General features: G+C 33.9%; 16 protein-coding genes. 10 read left to right on the forward strand and 6 right to left on the reverse strand.

Annotated features, from left to right (window positions below):
• Positions 1–124: 124 nt before the first annotated feature.
• The 7 genes from hemH (at position 125) to Q0912_RS03730 (ending at position 10,065) form a co-directional block, all read left to right on the forward strand.
• Complete coding sequence (hemH, locus tag Q0912_RS03700; RefSeq protein ID WP_299112186.1) at positions 125–1,162, forward strand: ferrochelatase; 1,038 nt, start codon at positions 125–127, stop codon at positions 1,160–1,162.
• Positions 1,162–2,517, forward strand: coding sequence for an MATE family efflux transporter (locus Q0912_RS03705; protein ID WP_299112187.1), 1,356 nt, complete (start codon positions 1,162–1,164; stop codon positions 2,515–2,517). The genes hemH and Q0912_RS03705 overlap by 1 nt, the downstream gene beginning before the upstream one ends.
• Before the next feature lie 47 nt (positions 2,518–2,564).
• Positions 2,565–5,648, forward strand: coding sequence for a glycosyl hydrolase (locus Q0912_RS03710; RefSeq protein WP_299112188.1), 3,084 nt, complete (start codon positions 2,565–2,567; stop codon positions 5,646–5,648).
• Positions 5,648–6,196 carry a CopD family protein gene (locus tag Q0912_RS03715; RefSeq protein WP_299112189.1) on the forward strand — a complete coding sequence of 183 codons (549 nt, stop codon included), beginning with the start codon at positions 5,648–5,650 and terminating at the stop codon, positions 6,194–6,196. Before Q0912_RS03710 ends, Q0912_RS03715 begins: the two co-directional genes overlap by 1 nt.
• Positions 6,197–6,267: 71 nt before the next feature.
• The gene (locus tag Q0912_RS03720) at positions 6,268–7,725 is read left to right on the forward strand and encodes an ATP-binding protein (RefSeq protein ID WP_299112191.1); all 1,458 of its coding nucleotides are present in this window, start codon (positions 6,268–6,270) and stop codon (positions 7,723–7,725) included.
• 54 nt (positions 7,726–7,779) lie between these two features.
• The gene (locus Q0912_RS03725; RefSeq protein WP_299112193.1) at positions 7,780–8,562 is read left to right on the forward strand and encodes an enoyl-CoA hydratase-related protein; all 783 of its coding nucleotides are present in this window, start codon (positions 7,780–7,782) and stop codon (positions 8,560–8,562) included.
• Positions 8,563–8,991: 429 nt separating this feature from the next.
• A complete protein-coding gene (locus Q0912_RS03730) occupies positions 8,992–10,065 on the forward strand; it encodes a PA0069 family radical SAM protein (RefSeq protein WP_299112195.1) in 1,074 nt (357 codons plus the stop codon).
• A 64-nt stretch (positions 10,066–10,129) separates the two neighbouring features.
• Here the strand turns inward: Q0912_RS03730 and Q0912_RS03735 are convergent, their stop codons facing one another.
• Positions 10,130–10,690, reverse strand: a complete 561-nt coding sequence (locus Q0912_RS03735; protein ID WP_299112197.1) for a hypothetical protein — start codon at positions 10,688–10,690, stop codon at positions 10,130–10,132.
• A gap of 212 nt (positions 10,691–10,902) precedes the next feature.
• Between Q0912_RS03735 and Q0912_RS03740 the strand changes: the two genes are divergently transcribed.
• Positions 10,903–11,781, forward strand: coding sequence for an AraC family transcriptional regulator (locus tag Q0912_RS03740; RefSeq protein WP_299112199.1), 879 nt, complete (start codon positions 10,903–10,905; stop codon positions 11,779–11,781).
• A 12-nt stretch (positions 11,782–11,793) separates the two neighbouring features.
• A complete protein-coding gene (locus Q0912_RS03745) occupies positions 11,794–11,967 on the forward strand; it encodes a hypothetical protein (RefSeq protein ID WP_299112201.1) in 174 nt (57 codons plus the stop codon).
• Position 11,968: 1 nt separating this feature from the next.
• Here the strand turns inward: Q0912_RS03745 and Q0912_RS03750 are convergent, their stop codons facing one another.
• The 4 genes from Q0912_RS03750 to Q0912_RS03765 all read right to left on the reverse strand — a co-directional run bounded on the left by Q0912_RS03750 (position 11,969) and on the right by Q0912_RS03765 (position 14,304).
• Positions 11,969–12,628, reverse strand: coding sequence for an HD domain-containing protein (locus tag Q0912_RS03750; RefSeq protein WP_299112203.1), 660 nt, complete (start codon positions 12,626–12,628; stop codon positions 11,969–11,971).
• Complete coding sequence (locus Q0912_RS03755; RefSeq protein WP_299112205.1) at positions 12,625–13,362, reverse strand: lysophospholipid acyltransferase family protein; 738 nt, start codon at positions 13,360–13,362, stop codon at positions 12,625–12,627. The genes Q0912_RS03750 and Q0912_RS03755 overlap by 4 nt, the downstream gene beginning before the upstream one ends.
• An 18-nt stretch (positions 13,363–13,380) precedes the next feature.
• Entirely contained in the window at positions 13,381–13,791 is a 411-nt protein-coding gene (locus tag Q0912_RS03760) for a hypothetical protein (RefSeq protein WP_299112208.1), read from the reverse strand.
• 102 nt (positions 13,792–13,893) lie between these two features.
• Entirely contained in the window at positions 13,894–14,304 is a 411-nt protein-coding gene (locus Q0912_RS03765; RefSeq protein WP_299112211.1) for a BrxA/BrxB family bacilliredoxin, read from the reverse strand.
• 117 nt (positions 14,305–14,421) lie between these two features.
• Between Q0912_RS03765 and Q0912_RS03770 the strand changes: the two genes are divergently transcribed.
• Positions 14,422–15,216, forward strand: coding sequence for a TerB family tellurite resistance protein (locus tag Q0912_RS03770; protein WP_299112213.1), 795 nt, complete (start codon positions 14,422–14,424; stop codon positions 15,214–15,216).
• Between the two features lie 96 nt (positions 15,217–15,312).
• Here Q0912_RS03770 and Q0912_RS03775 read toward each other — a convergent pair whose 3' ends face one another.
• On the reverse strand, positions 15,313–15,978 hold the full coding sequence (locus Q0912_RS03775; RefSeq protein ID WP_299112215.1) for a hypothetical protein: 666 nt from the start codon (positions 15,976–15,978) through the stop codon (positions 15,313–15,315).
• Positions 15,979–16,009 lie beyond the last annotated feature (31 nt).

Here is a 16,009-nt window from a genome sequence, read left to right on the forward strand (position 1 = left end):
TATCTTAAAATAATAACTTCTAAAAGTTAAAAATATTTGATGATAACAGTATTAATAATTCCTATTGTTGTTGATTAATTATATTGTAAATAGAGTTGTATTTTTGTTTATGAAAAATTGAAGCATGAAAAAAGGAGTACTATTAGTTAATTTGGGTTCGCCAGACAGCCCAAACCCTAGAGATGTCAAAAGATACTTAGGTGAATTTTTAATGGACGAGCGTGTTATTGATGTACCTCTTTGGGCACGAACCCTTTTAGTTAAAGGTATTATTTTAAACACAAGACCAAAGGCGTCTGCAAAGGCCTATCAAAAGATTTGGTGGGAAGAAGGTTCTCCTCTAATCGTTTTGTCTGAACGGCTTCAAGAAAAAGTGCAAAATCAAGTAGACTACCCTGTAGCTTTAGCTATGCGTTATGGTAGTATGACCATTAAAAAAGGGCTACAGGAATTGGTAGATAAAGGCTGTACCGAAATCAAAACCATTCCACTATATCCACAATTTGCTATGGCTACAACTGAGACTATTGATGTAAAAGTTGATGAGTTGGTTTCAGAATATTTTCCCCATGTAAAAATCACTCGTACACCAGCATTTTATCATCGTGAAGATTATATAAACGTGCTTTCAAAAAGTATAGCAGAAAAACTTGATGGCTTAGATTATGAACATATTCTTTTTAGTTACCATGGAGTTCCCGAAAGACATATCCGTAAGAGTGATATTACTAACGGCAATTGTAAGATGAATGGCAAATGTTGTTTTAAGAAGGGAAGTCCACAACATGAATTTTGTTACCGCCATCAGTGCGAAATCACTACGGTTAATGTAGCGAAAAAAATAGGCTTGAAAAACGGTACTTATTCTACCACTTTTCAATCCAGACTTGGATTTGATCCATGGTTAAAACCTTATACAGACCGAACAATTGAACGCATGGGGAAAGAAGGTGTTAAAAAAATGGCTATTGTTACTCCTGCTTTTGTTAGTGACTGTCTAGAAACGCTTGAGGAAATAGCTATGGAAGGAGAAGAAATCTTCCATGAAGTTGGTGGTGAAGAATTCACAGTTATTCCTTGCCTCAATGATCGTGACGATTTTTCACAAGTACTTGCCAATATGGTAGAAGAATGGGCAGTAACTGAAACTACAGCCGTTTAATGGCTAAGGTGTCAACACAAGATTTAGGGCAAGAACCTATTGGTAAATTATTGATACGTCAGGCAGTTCCTGCATCTATCGGTATTCTGGTAATGTCCCTAAACATTTTGGTTGATACCATTTTTGTTGGTAATTGGATAGGCTCAACTGCTATTGCAGCTATTAATGTCGTATTACCCATCTCGTTTTTTATTGCTGCATTAGGTATGGCCATTGGTGTAGGTGGCTCTTCGATTATTTCGAGAGCATTAGGTGGAAAAAACCAACTAAAAGCCTGTAAGACATTTGGGAATCAGATTACATTAACCTCGGTTATCACAGTCGTTTTTGTCGTTTTTGGTTTATGGTTTATCAATGACCTTATTCCGGCGTTTGGTGGTAAGGGAGACATTTTTGAACCCGCTAAGGTTTATTATAAAATTGTATTGTACGGAGTACCGGTTTTAGCACTTTGTATGATGGGAAATACCGTGATACGTGCTGAAGGTAAACCTAAGTTTGCCATGTATGCCATGATGTTTCCATCCGTTGGGAACTTACTATTAGATATACTTTTTATAAAAGTATTTGACTTCGGAATGGCAGGTGCAGCATGGGCAACAACAGGATCTTACATCTTATGTTTCTTATTTATTCTATGGTTTTTCTTGTCTAAAAATTCAGAATTAAAAATTAATATCAAACATTTCGGATTAGATTTTCCCATTGTAAAAGAAATTGGTGCATTAGGTTTTGTAACCTTAGCAAGGCAAGCTATTGTAAGTGTAACGTATTTATTAATGAACAACATTTTGTTCGACTTAGGAGGCGAAACTTCGGTTACAGCTTACGCTATTGTAGGAAGAATGATCATGTTTGCATTATTTCCTGTTTATGGTATTACACAAGGGTTTTTGCCAATTGCAGGCTTTAATTATGGAGCAGAACAATACAAACGTGTAAGAGAAACTATTATAACAGCTATTAAGTATGGTGTTTTATTAGCAGCTATAATATTTGTGTTTTTAATGGTTTTTCCTGATGCTATAACAAGGCTATTTACACAAGATGCTGAGGTACTTAAAAAAACACCTCCAGCAATGCGTTGGGTATTTGCAGTCACACCAATAATTGGGATTCAGTTAATTGGCGCGGCTTATTTTCAAGCAATTGGTAAAGCAATTCCTGCACTACTACTCACTCTAGCAAGACAAGGTTTTTTCTTTATTCCTTTAATTTTAATCTTACCAAAATTCTATGGCGAATTAGGTGTCTGGATAGCGTTTCCGATTTCGGATGTATTAGCAACTATTGTAACAACATATTTTTTACATCGAGAGGTAAAGTTAAATTTACTCCCTAAGGAGACAGAATAATTTTTAATCCGTAATTTTAAGATTCTATAACTAATGACTAATTCTTTATGAAATCCCGAACTATTATAGTCGTATTGCTATCAATTTTTGCATTAAATAGTGAAGCGCAAAACTTTCAAGAATCGGATTATGATGCTTTAGAATATAGGTTGCTTGGGCCCTTTAGAGGAGGGCGAAGTGCAGCGGTTACTGGAGTGCCAAGTCAACCAAACTTATACTATTTTGGATCTACAGGAGGAGGTATATGGAAGACAAACAATGGAGGTCGGCAATGGGAGAACATTTCGGATGGTTATTTTGGCGGGAGTATAGGTTCTATTGCGGTCTCTAAGAGTGACCCAAATGTAATTTATGTTGGCGGCGGAGAAAAAACAGTAAGAGGAAATGTGTCTTCTGGTTATGGCATCTGGAAAAGTGTTGATGCAGGAAAAACATGGATAGAACTAGGATTAAAAAAATCCAGACACGTCCCGCGAATAGCGATTCACCCAACCAATCATAATATTGTTTATGCAGGTGTTATGGGTAATATTTATAAACCAACAAAAGAACGTGGAGTTTATAAAAGTATAGATGGTGGAAAAACTTGGAAAAAGACATTATTTTCAAACGAACATGCGGGTGTTGTAGACCTGATTATGGATCCAACAAATCCTAGAATTTTATATGCTTCCACTTGGCGCGTGCGACGTACACCATACAGTTTAAGTTCTGGCGGCGAAGGCTCTGCGCTTTGGAAGAGTACAGACAGTGGTGAAACCTGGACGGAAATTTCAACTAAAAAAGGATTTCCCGAAGGAACATTAGGAATTATTGGTGTTACGGTTTCACCAGTAAACAATCAACGTATTTGGGCTATTATTGAAAATAAAGATAAAGGAGGTCTATATGGAAGCGAAGATGGAGGTGAAACCTGGGCTCTGGTAAATAGCGAACGAAAGCTGCGGCAACGTGCCTGGTATTACACGCGTGTTTATGCCGATACTGAAGATGTTAATAAAGTCTATGTATTAAATGTACGTTATCATAAAAGTACTGATGGAGGAAAGACGTTTAGTACACACAATGCACCACATGGCGATCACCACGATTTATGGATAGCACCAGAAAATCCAAAACGCATGATTATCGGAGATGATGGAGGTGCTCAGATAACATATGATGGAGGTGATACATGGAGTACTTACCATAACCAACCAACATCCCAGTTTTATCGTGTTACTACAGACAACGCATTTCCATATCGTATTTATGTGGCACAGCAAGATAACTCCACAATTAGAATACCACATCGTACAGATGGTTGGTCTATTGATGAAGACGATTGGGAATCTACAGCTGGAGGCGAATCGGCTCATATTGCCATTGATCCTGAAGATAATGATATAGTTTATGGAGGAAGTTATGATGGTTTCCTAACTAGAGTCAACCATAAAACAGGGACCGTTAGAGCTATAAATGTTTGGCCAGACAACCCAATGGGTCATGGTGCTGAAGGTATGAAGTACCGTTTTCAGTGGAACTTTCCGATTATATTTTCAAAGCATAATCCTAACCGACTTTATACATTTTCTCAACATGTTCATGTTACGGAAAATGAAGGACAGTCTTGGGATATAATCAGTCCAGATTTAACTCGTAATGATTCTGAAAAATTAAAATCTTCAGGCGGTCCAATAACGCAAGATAATACCTCTGTTGAGTATTATTGTACCATTTTTTCCGCTCAGGAATCACAATTAAAAGAAGGTTTACTATGGGTTGGCAGTGATGACGGCTTAATTCATTTAACTAAAGATGGAGGGAAAACCTGGGATAATGTTACCCCTAAAGGCATGCCAGAATGGATGATGATAAACAGTATTGAGCCTAGTGTCTTCGATCCTGGAACGTGTTACGTTGCTGGCACTAAATATAAAACAGGAGACTTTACTCCTTACTTATATAAAACAACGGATTATGGTCAAACATGGAAAAAAATTACCAAAGGGGTTAATGAAGAGCATTTTACAAGAGCTTTAAGAGAAGATCCAACGCGAAAAGGGTTATTGTATGCAGGTACAGAAACAGGAATGTATATTTCTTTCAATGACGGAAAAGATTGGAAACCTTTTCAGTTGAATTTACCAATTGTTCCAATTACCGACATAACTATTAAAGACAATAATTTAATTGTTGCCACACAAGGGAGAAGCCTTTGGATGATAGACGATTTAACTGTTATTCACCAATTATATGATGCAGACTTAAGTAACAATGTATTATTTAAACCAAAAGACACCTATAGAATGCGTGGAAGAAGTAGACAAGACAGTAAAACTGCAGGTACTAACCATCCTAACGGTGTTATTACATACTTTAATTTAAAAGATTACAAAAAAGATGATAAAATATCACTTACCTATTTTGATACTAAAGGGGATACAATTAAAACTTTTTCAACGGAGGATAAAAAAAATAAGTTAGAGGTAAAGAAAGGCGCCAATCAGTTTATATGGGATATGACATATAATGGTGCAGAACGATTAGAAGACATGATTCTGTGGTGGGCAAGTTTACAAGGACCAAGAGCAATTCCGGGACAATATAAAGTGAGTTTAAATGTTAATGACGAAACACAATTGCAATCATTTACTATTCTTGCAGATCCTAGAGCTGAGAGCTCTTTAGATGATATGCAAAAACAATTCAACTTTATTAAAGATGTAAATAAAACCATGGATAAAGCTCATAAATCCATTAAGAAGATTAGGAATATCAATAAACAATTAGCTGCTTTTCAAAAACAATATGAAGACGATGAAAATGTTAAGCAATTAGTAGAAAAGGCTAAAGCTTTAGAAGAGCAATTGTCTAACATCGAAAAAGAATTGTATCAAACCAAAAACAGAAGTGCCCAAGATCCATTAAACTTTCCAATTAAGCTAACTAATAAACTAGGTCATTTAAATTCATTAGTAAGTATGGGTGATTTTGCACCAACAGAACAAGATATTGTTGTTAAAAATGAATTGACTGCTAAGATTGAAAAACAGCTATCTTCATTTAATACAATTTTAAATGATGAGGTTAAAGCCTTTAATTCAGCTTTCAACTTAAAACAATTAAATTATTTATTTGTTGAAGATTAATGGAATACTATAATTACATAAAATCATTACACCTTATTTTTGTAATCACTTGGTTTGCGGGCTTGTTTTACATTCCTAGATTGTTTGTGTATCAAATAGAAGCTTTTCACAAACCATCCCCAGAAAAAGAAATTTTAGGTAGGCAGTTAAAACTTATGGCAAAACGCTTGTGGTTTATCATTACCTGGCCCTCAGCAATATTAGCTACAATTTTTGCAATTTGGCTCATAGTACTTCAGCCTGTTTGGCTAGAGCAAGGCTGGATGCACGTAAAATTAGTCTTTATTATTTTACTTTTTATATATCACTATAAAACACATGTGTACTATAAACAACTTCAAAAAGACGAAGTAAAAGTTACATCCAATTTTATGCGTATTTGGAATGAGGGAGCCACATTTATCTTATTTGCTGTGGTGTTTTTAGTGATTCTAAAAAACTCAATAAATTGGATTTTTGGTGTTATTGGTATTATAGTCTTAGGGATTTTAATTATGCTTGGTTTTAAACTTTATAAAAGCATACGTTCTAAGAATTCAAATGCCTAATTGGCTTGATTATTGTTATATTTAAAATCTCAAATTAACGCTAAAGATCATGCTAAAGGCTTGGTAATTGTATGAAAATTAAACGACTGTCTTTAAGAGCAAGAATATTTGTAGCTATGATACTTTTAGTGTTATTGGCTTCAATTTTAATTGCTGCAGTAACCATCTATCAATATAACGAAGAGGCCAGAGATTATCATAGAGAGCGACTAGAGCGTAAAGAAAAAGCTATTCGCAAGAGTATTGATCTGGTTATTAGAGAAAAGACCACTTACCCAATAACTACAGAAAATATTCCGCTTATTTTTAAAGAAGAGATTTTTGATATTGATGCTATTCATAATCTTCAAATTAATCTTTATGATTTAGATGGGCAACTATTAATAAGTTCTAAGCGTACAATTCAGCGCGATACAATAGAGGGTTGTTTAGATGCTGAGGTTCTAAATCAGTTATCAAATACAGCTGAGCACCGTTATGTGGTCAAAAAAGAAGAAAATGGTCAAACGTTTCAGTCATCTTACTCTTATATAACAGATAAAAAATTTAAAAACCTAGCCATCCTCAATCTCCCTTATCTAGAGAACGATGACTTTCTTAATAAAGAACTTAATGAATTTTTATTGCGTTTGGGCTATGCTTATTTAGCAATGATCTTGGCTGCTATTGTATTTGCATATTTTATTTCAAAATTCATTACCAAATCACTAAAAACCATTAGTGATAAAATGAATGAAACACGGCTTGAAAAACGCAACAAAAAAATACAGATAGAATCTTCTAGTGAAGAAATTGAAACGCTTGTTAATTCATACAACAGTATGATAGACGAACTTGAGGCAAGTGCTGTAAAATTAGCTACAAGTGAACGCGAACAAGCTTGGAGAGAAATGGCAAAACAAGTCGCCCATGAGATTAAGAATCCATTGACACCCATGCGTTTGAGTGTGCAGAGTTTTCAGCGAAAATTTAATCCAGAGGATGAGAACATTCATCAAAAAGTTGAAGAATATAGTAACACTTTAATTCAGCAGATTGATACGATGAGTTCTATTGCTTCTGCATTTTCAAACTTTGCTAAGATGCCAGCACAAAAAAGCGAAGTTTTAGATGTCGTACATATTGTAAAGCTGGCCTTAGATATTTTTAATGAACACTACATTACGTTTGAAGCCAAAGCAGAAAAGATAATAGCTAAGTTTGACAGAACACAATTGATCAGAGTTGTTACTAACCTAGTTAAAAATGGGATTCAGGCTATGCCAGAAAACTTTGAAAACCCTAAAATCACAGTTAAGGTTTTTAGTGAAAATGAAGATGTGAAGATTACAATAGAAGACAATGGCTCTGGTATTTCAGAAGAAAATAAAGACAAGGTTTTTGAACCAAAGTTTACGACTAAAACCAGTGGAATGGGACTAGGATTAGCAATGGTAAAAAACATTGTGGAAACTTATAACGGAAGTATTACCTTTGTATCTCAACAAGGACAAGGAACTACTTTTACAGTGACTTTTCCTAAGGAATAAATCGAATTAAAAAACCACTAGCTTCTCTGCTTTAAGGGAAGAAAACTAAGTTTTATGAGCTACGAAAATATACTATCCCAATACCAAAACGGAATTACAACCATTACCATAAACAGACCAAGCAAATTAAATGCTTTAAACAAAGCGACTATTAAAGAATTGCATGATGCTTTTGATGAAGCCAATAGTAATGCGGATACTAAAGTTATTATTGTAACCGGAAGCGGAGAAAAAGCATTTGTAGCGGGTGCTGATATTAGAGAGTTTGCAAATTTTGATGTAAATGAAGGAGCAGAGCTAGCAGCTCAAGGTCAAGAATTATTATTCGATTTTGTAGAAAATTTGAGCACCCCTGTTATTGCTGCAGTAAATGGATTTGCTTTAGGCGGAGGGCTGGAATTAGCCATGTCTTGCCATTTTAGAATAGCAAGTAGTAATGCAAGAATGGGTTTACCAGAAACATCCTTAGGTGTAATTCCTGGTTATGGAGGTACCCAACGCCTACCGCAGTTGGTTGGTAAGGGTAAAGCCATGGAAATGGTTATGACTGCAGGTATGATTGATGCTAATGAAGCTTTAAAATATGGTTTAGTTAATCACGTTGTTGAGCAAGAAGAATTATTACCACTTTGCGAAAAGATAGCAAGCAAAATTATGAAGAACTCTTCGGTTGCTATAGGTAAAGCAATAAAAGCTATTAATGCAAACTATAAGGATGGTAAGGATGGCTATAAGGTTGAAATTAAGCAATTTGGGAAGTGTTTTGACACTGAAGATTTTGCTGAAGGTACTACGGCATTTTTAGAAAAACGCAAAGCTAATTTTCCTGGAAAATAAACTCTACAAAGGTTCTAATTTATTAGACCTGCTATCTACAAGCATGTGTAATAAATAAAAAGGACTTAGCATTATAAAGACTAAGAATAAGATTGGGCTAAGAAGCATTAATAAGATATGTTTCTTTTTCATGATTCTGTTTTTTACAAATCTCAATAATATTTAAGTTGTTTAAAACAAGTATTTTAACTTATTACTATTATATATTAACCTTTTCTGAGTGATTTTATTTAAAGCGCTTTCCTATTAATAAATTCTTACATTATTTGTGAACAACCCAATCTGTTATTAATACATTTCGACGTAAATAATAGGTAATTTTATAACTCTACTTTTTCTGAAAACAATAATCCTCATTATTGATAAATTAAAACATATGTAATATTTTTAAATTGAATTTATTTGTATATTTAAAAATAATTAACACATATGATTAATAAAAAAATAATCAAAGGACGTGGTGCCCAACGCAATATACATAACCGTTTTTTTGAATTATCGCACGAGATGCGAGACGACTTTTTGGAGTTCTGTGAGAAAGAAGGAGAAATTGTCGATAAGAACAAGACGCAATACCTCAATGTTTTTCCTAAGACTATAGTTAACAAAGTGAAGAGCCCAGATGTTGGGATGGCATATTCCATGAACATGTATCAAGGTTGCGAACATGGTTGTATTTATTGTTATGCACGCAATAGTCATGAGTTTTGGGGTTATAGTGCAGGATTAGATTTTGAAAGACGGATTTTGGTTAAGAAAACAGCTCCTAAACTTTTAGAGGCATTACTTAAAAAGAAAAGCTGGAAAGCGCATCCTATTGTCATGTCTGGCAATACTGATTGTTATCAACCAGCAGAGCAAAAATTTCAACTTACCAGACAATGCTTAGAGGTATTTTTAAGGTACAAACACCCAACGGCAATCATTACTAAAAATGCTTTAATATTGAGAGATTTAGACCTAGTCAAAGCTTTAGCTAAGGATAATTTGATTTCAGTTAATGTATCTATAACATCACTGTCTGAAGACACAAGACGCATATTAGAACCAAGAACAGCTACAATAAAAAGGCGACTAAAAGTTGTAGAAAAATTAAGCTCTAACGACATTCCTGTAAATGTAATGTTGGCACCAATAATTCCGTCAATTAATAGTCATGAGATTTTACCAATGGCTAAAGCAGTATCAGAAGCAGGAGCTTTAAGTATTGCCCATACTATTGTTAGACTTAATGGAGCTATTGGTGAGATTTTTACCGATTGGATTAGAAAAACCATGCCAGATAGAGCAGATAAAGTTTTGCATCAAATAGAGAGTTGCCATGGGGGCACTTTAAATGAAAGTCGATTTGGGGTAAGAATGAGAGGAGAAGGGCAAATAGCAAAGCAGATCAATGATTTGGTTAAGCTGGCCAGATCTAAATATTTTAAGGATAAAGCAATGCCAAAACTAAATACCACTTTGCATGAACAATATAAGGATGGACAAATGAAATTATTTTAAAAAAAAGTGGGCTTTTATAGCCCACTCTTCATCTAAAAAAATAACTAATTACATAAACAATGATTTATAGACTGAAATTTTTGATATACACTCTATCGTTGGTTTTTATTACTGCACTGTAGTTACCGCGATGAGTTTTATCTAATCTGTAAACTCTGTTTATGATATTTTCACTACCTTCTATGGTTTCGGCATGTATTAATTCATCTTCAAAGTAAAGCTTCACATACATTTTGTTAGAGTCCAAAGCTATTTTAGAAACAATAAGTTGACTGTCTTCTGTTCTAATTACAGGCTTAAAAATCTTTTCTTGAGACTCTGTTATCAGCACAGTTTTATGGTCTTCTACTTTAAAATTGAAACTTTCAATTTCAAAAGCTTTACCTATTTCAACATTATAAATACCATCGCTTAATTGACTAAAATCAAATAATTTTGTGATATCACCTGAGTGTTTAATACGACTACTGAAGATGACTTTACCAAAAGGATTAGTTACTGATATATGGTCTCCCTCGTTTACCAATTTAATTGTAGGTAATACGTTTAGTGTCTCACTTGCGTAGCTAGTGTATGTTCCCAACATCACCGCTACTACCAAAATACGTTTAATAATTGTTTTCATTCTTTTCATTTTTTGGGGTTAAACTAAAATTAACGGTACAAAGGTATTTTAGAAGCTAGAAGTAGAAAACAAGAATATTGGTGAATTTGTGTTCAAAATTAACCCTAATTTAATCTTTAATGTATTGTTGGGTTAAAATAACACATATTAATGGTAATTGGGCATAGTTTTTGTTTTACAATTAGAACTAAATTTGTATGAACTGTATAGTTATGAATAAAACAAAGCGAAAACCTACTTTAGAAAGAATAAGTCCTGAATTTGGGAGTTCTATGCGTGTTATAAAACACGAAGCGTATATTGGGGAGAACAAGCCTTTCTGGCATTTTCACCCAGAAATAGAATTGGTCTACGTTAACAAAGGAAAAGGAAAGCGTCATATAGGTAACCATTTATCATACTTTAACAACAGTCAATTATTACTTATTGGGTCTAATTTACCTCACAACGGATTTACCGATCGTCTTACTGTTAACGGTACAGAAACTATCGTTCAATTTAGACAAGAGTTTTTAGGGGAGTATTTTTTTAATGTTCCAGAAATGGAAAGCATCAATAATTTATTTGAACGTGCTAAAAGTGGTATTTTATTTGGTGTAAAGACAAAAAAGAAAATTGGACAAAAGATTGAAAAACTTTCAGAGAAAGAAGGATTTAAAAAAATATTAGTACTCCTCGAAATTTTGCATGGTTTGGCAAAGTCCGAAGATTATACCATTTTAAATGCTGATGGTTTTACTTTTGAAACTGAACCACAGGATAGTGCTAAGATTGATTTAATATTTAAGCACATTAACCAAAATTTTCAAGAGCATATTAGTTTAGATGAAATTGCAGATAAGGTGAGTATGACAGTTCCGGCCTTTTGTCGCTATTTTAAAAAAGTAACAGGAAAAACGTTTACCAAATTAGTTAACGAGTACCGTGTAGTCCATGCCACTAAGCTGTTATCTGAGAGTCAAATGAGTATTACAGATATATGTTACGAGTGTGGGTTTAATAATTTTTCGCATTTTAATAAGTTATTTAAAGAATTTACAGGTAAGAGTGCTTCTAAATACAGAAGCGAATTAAAACTAATGGTGCAATAAATCTTAGGAATTATGGATAAGAAAATTGATTTTGCAATAGATTATTATACAGCAAAAGGTAAAGAAATTCTAAAATTGGTCAATTCTAAAGATGATTTAACAGCCGATGAACTTATAAATTATGGTGAAGAAATGGCGATTATTGAATATAAATTAACGGCTTTAGAAGTAGCTAAGGAGAGCTAACTTATTTTTCACCATCCCATTCGCCATAGAACTGCTTAAGATATAGTTCCATAAAAGCATGGCGTTTTTCAGCGATCCGTCTTCCTGTTTTAGTATGCATTTGGTCTTTTAACAATAGTAATTTTTCATAAAAATGATTTATAGTAGGTGCTTTTGTTGCTTTATATTCAGCTTTGGTCATATTAAGGTTTGGGGAAATATCTGGGTTATATAGAGCTCTATTTTTATACCCACCATAATTAAAACAACGTGCAATACCAATAGCTCCGATAGCATCTAATCGATCGGCATCTTGTACGACTTCCATTTCTTTTGATGTAAACGAGGTATTTAAATCAAAAGAATTTTTAAAAGACATGTTTTCAATGATTTGCATCACATGCTCTATAACTTTACTATCCACATTTTGCTTTAATAGAAATTCACTTGCTTTTTGAGGTCCAATACTTTCGTCGCCATTATAAAATTTGGGGTCGGCAATATCATGTAGTAAAGCAGCTAAAGCAACAACGGTGTTATCTACATTTTCATTTTTAGCAATAAGTAAAGTATTTTTATACACGCGTTCTATATGAAACCAATCATGCCCACCTTCAGCATCTTTTAATTCTTGCTTTACATAAGCGATTGTAGAGTCTATGAGTTTTTCGTTATTGCTCATTCTGCTATACTACTTTTTACTTGGGTTTCAATAAGGTTAATCAATTCTAGTTTATCTTCAAACGTATCAGCTTTTAAGGGTTTGTGGACTATGTATGATATATTAGCACCCAGTCCCATGGGAAATTTTCCATAACGTAAGGTTTTCCATGAATTGTTTATGGTGATTGGTACCACCAAAGCATTAGGTGCGTGTTTTATCATGGTGAGTAAACCTTTGGTCTTAAAAGGTCTTGGCTTACCGTCCCTGCTTCGTGTACCTTCAGGAAAAATAACGGCAGCCCATTTGTTTTTTTCTATGCGTTTAGCAAAATCTTCAATAGCTTTAATAGAGCCTAAGGGGTCTTTTCTATCAATAAGTACCGAACCTCCATGGCGTAAATTGTAAGAGACACTAGGTATACCTTTACCCAATTCTTTTTTACTAATAAACTTTACATGGTGTTTTCTCAGATACCAAATCAAAGGAGGAATATCGTACATACTTTGGTGATTGGTAACAATTATTAACGGAATGCCTTTTTCTATGGTATGAGGATTGGTAAAAGAAAATGTGGTGCCTAAAACATTAAGGCTTCGCATAATAAAAAACTGTAACCAATCTACACTAATTTTATGAGCTTGATAACCAAATATGTTTTTACATACCCATTGTAAAGGGTGAAAAACTACCAAGGTTAGACCAAAGCAAATAAAATATAAAATGGTTATAGGGTAAGCTAGTAGTTTTTGCATAATGCAAATTTAGAAAACCTATTCAAAGTCTGAATTAAAAAGTGTAATTTCATATATTCCAACTTGTGGCTCTGATCGAAATTCCCAATTAGAAATAGTATTAACATATTCACTTATACCAATGTTATCTTTAATCACAACAAGACTATCTAAACTCCAGTCTTCTGTAAAATAATCTTGATTAAGAGGGTTTACAGGACAATCTTTAGAACAATTACCTCCTCGTTGTAAAATGTCAAATTGTAATGAACTGTTAGGTGGAATTAACTTATCAAAGAAAGTTTCTAACTCATTATCTTCGTTGAGTCGGTATGCTTTTACTTGTAAATCTGATTCCGTAGCATTTGTTATGCTTAAATCATAGCTATAATAGTAATCACATGAACAAAAAGACAGTAGAATTAATAATATTAAAAGTAATCTCTTCATTAGGTTTTACTATTAGATACAATACTAACGGAACAGTTGCGTCTAAAAACAAAAAACTGCGATTTTAATCGCAGTTTTTATAGTTCTAATTTCTAATGTTTTTTAGCAATGCTCATTATAAGCATCCATAAGATTTTCTGCAATTAATTCTGCAGGACGACCTTCAATATGATGACGTTCTAACATATGAACTAATTCTCCATCTTTAAATAGTGCCATACTTGGTGAGCTTGGTGGAAAAGGAATCATATATTCTCTGGCTTTATCAGTAGCTTCTCTATCTACACCTGCAAATACAGTCACTAAATTGTTGGGGCGCTTTGCATTTTGTAAGCTCATACGAGCTCCAGGTCTTGCATTTGCTGCTGCACAACCACAAACCGAATTTACAACGACTAAAGTCGTTCCTTCTTTTGCTATAGCTACATCGACAGCTTCTGTTGTATGTAATTCTTCAAAACCAACATTTGTTAAATCTTCACGCATTGGTTTTACTAATTCTGCTGGGTACATATATCTTTTTTTAAATTAACACTTTAGAAATGCAAAGATACAAATGTGTAACAATTAGTATATGTAATACACTAACTAATAGTATATTTATGCATTCATAAAATCTATAGTTAATATATGAGTTTTGCAAAATGGATAGGAGGTGCCATTGGCTGGTCTTTTGGAGGGCCAATTGGCGCTATAATTGGTTTGGCTTTAGGAAGTTTTGTAGATAATTTATCTGGTAATGGCGCACCGTTACTTGGTGAGCACCAAGCTGGAAAATCACGTCAACGAGATCCCTATCGCCAACGTCCAAAACAAACCCGAAGAGATCAAAGGCCAAAAACGCAGTCAGGCGATTTTGAGGTAAGTTTATTGATTTTAGCTTCAATAATTATTAAGGCCGATGGTAAGCAAGATCAGCGCGAATTAGATTTTGTACGTCAACAGTTTAGAAACATGTATGGTGCTGACCGTGCCAATCGTGCTTTTGAATTATTTAAGCGTATTAGTAAGCAAAATGTGTCAATGCGCAAGGTTTGCATGCAAATTCGCCAAATGATGGATCATGCTTCACGATTACAATTACTTCACTTTTTATTTGGTATTGCTAAAGCCGATGGACACGTTGCTGAGGTAGAAATAAAACAAATTTATACTATGTCGGGTTATCTGGGTATTAGTAATAAAGATTTTGAAAGTATTAAAGCGATGTTTTATGATGAAACCAATAACGCTTATAAAATATTAGAAGTTGATAAAAATGCCTCTGACGATGCCGTTAAAAAAGCCTATCGTAAAATGGCAAAGAAATACCATCCAGATCGAGTTGGGCATTTAGGTAAGGAGCACCAAGAAGGTGCAGAAGAAAAATTTAGACAGGTGCAAAGCGCTTATGAGCATATTCAAAATGAGCGTGGGTTTAAGTGATTTGTTATGAGTCTTAACAATTGTTGATGATATTAAGACTCAAAACAAATGAAATCACCCTTAGATTATAGCACTTTTAAAAGCACACATGCTTTCTTATTTTAAACTTGCCGCTACTTTTTTAACATAGGCAGAAGCCGCTTCAGAAGCACTTTCAGGATTATCTAATTTACTAGTAACTATAGCGACAAGCTGATTGTTATCAGTTGCTTTTAGATCATATACAGTAGTTTCTAAAATATAAATTTTAGAGGTACTTGTGTTTATGGTTTCTGGAACATAATTACCAAGAGTAGTCATGGACATGGGGTGACGATAATAGGTGTAGAAACCACCATAATATCTAGGGTAATAGCCATAATAGTTTCCGCCTTCATAGTAACCTCCTTCTTTTTCTACTCTGGTTTCTTCCAGGTAATCTTTCATTACTGTAAGTACAACGCCATCAAAGCCCTCTGCCTCTAATAATTTTTTAATTTGTTCTTTGTTACTTTCTGAGGGTTTTTCATTGGGTTTCATGTCACCAAATTTGGCATAACTCGCTGTGGCCTTATACCCTTTAGACGCCATTTGTTTAACGATTTCGTTCTCAAAAGCTAAACGCGCCTGCTTATTTGTAGAGCGTGCAACAACTAAAAAATTTCTATTCTTTACGTCAGAAACAGTATCACTTTTCCAAGAATCTAAAACTTTCACACTGGAACAATTCTGAAAGACTAATAAAGTTATAAAGCAAAATAAAATTGTAGCTGATTTTTTCATGATGGTTGGTTTTTGAAATATAAATATAATC

Source organism: uncultured Winogradskyella sp. (assembly GCF_947498345.1).
Taxonomy (GTDB): Bacteria; Bacteroidota; Bacteroidia; order Flavobacteriales; family Flavobacteriaceae; genus Winogradskyella.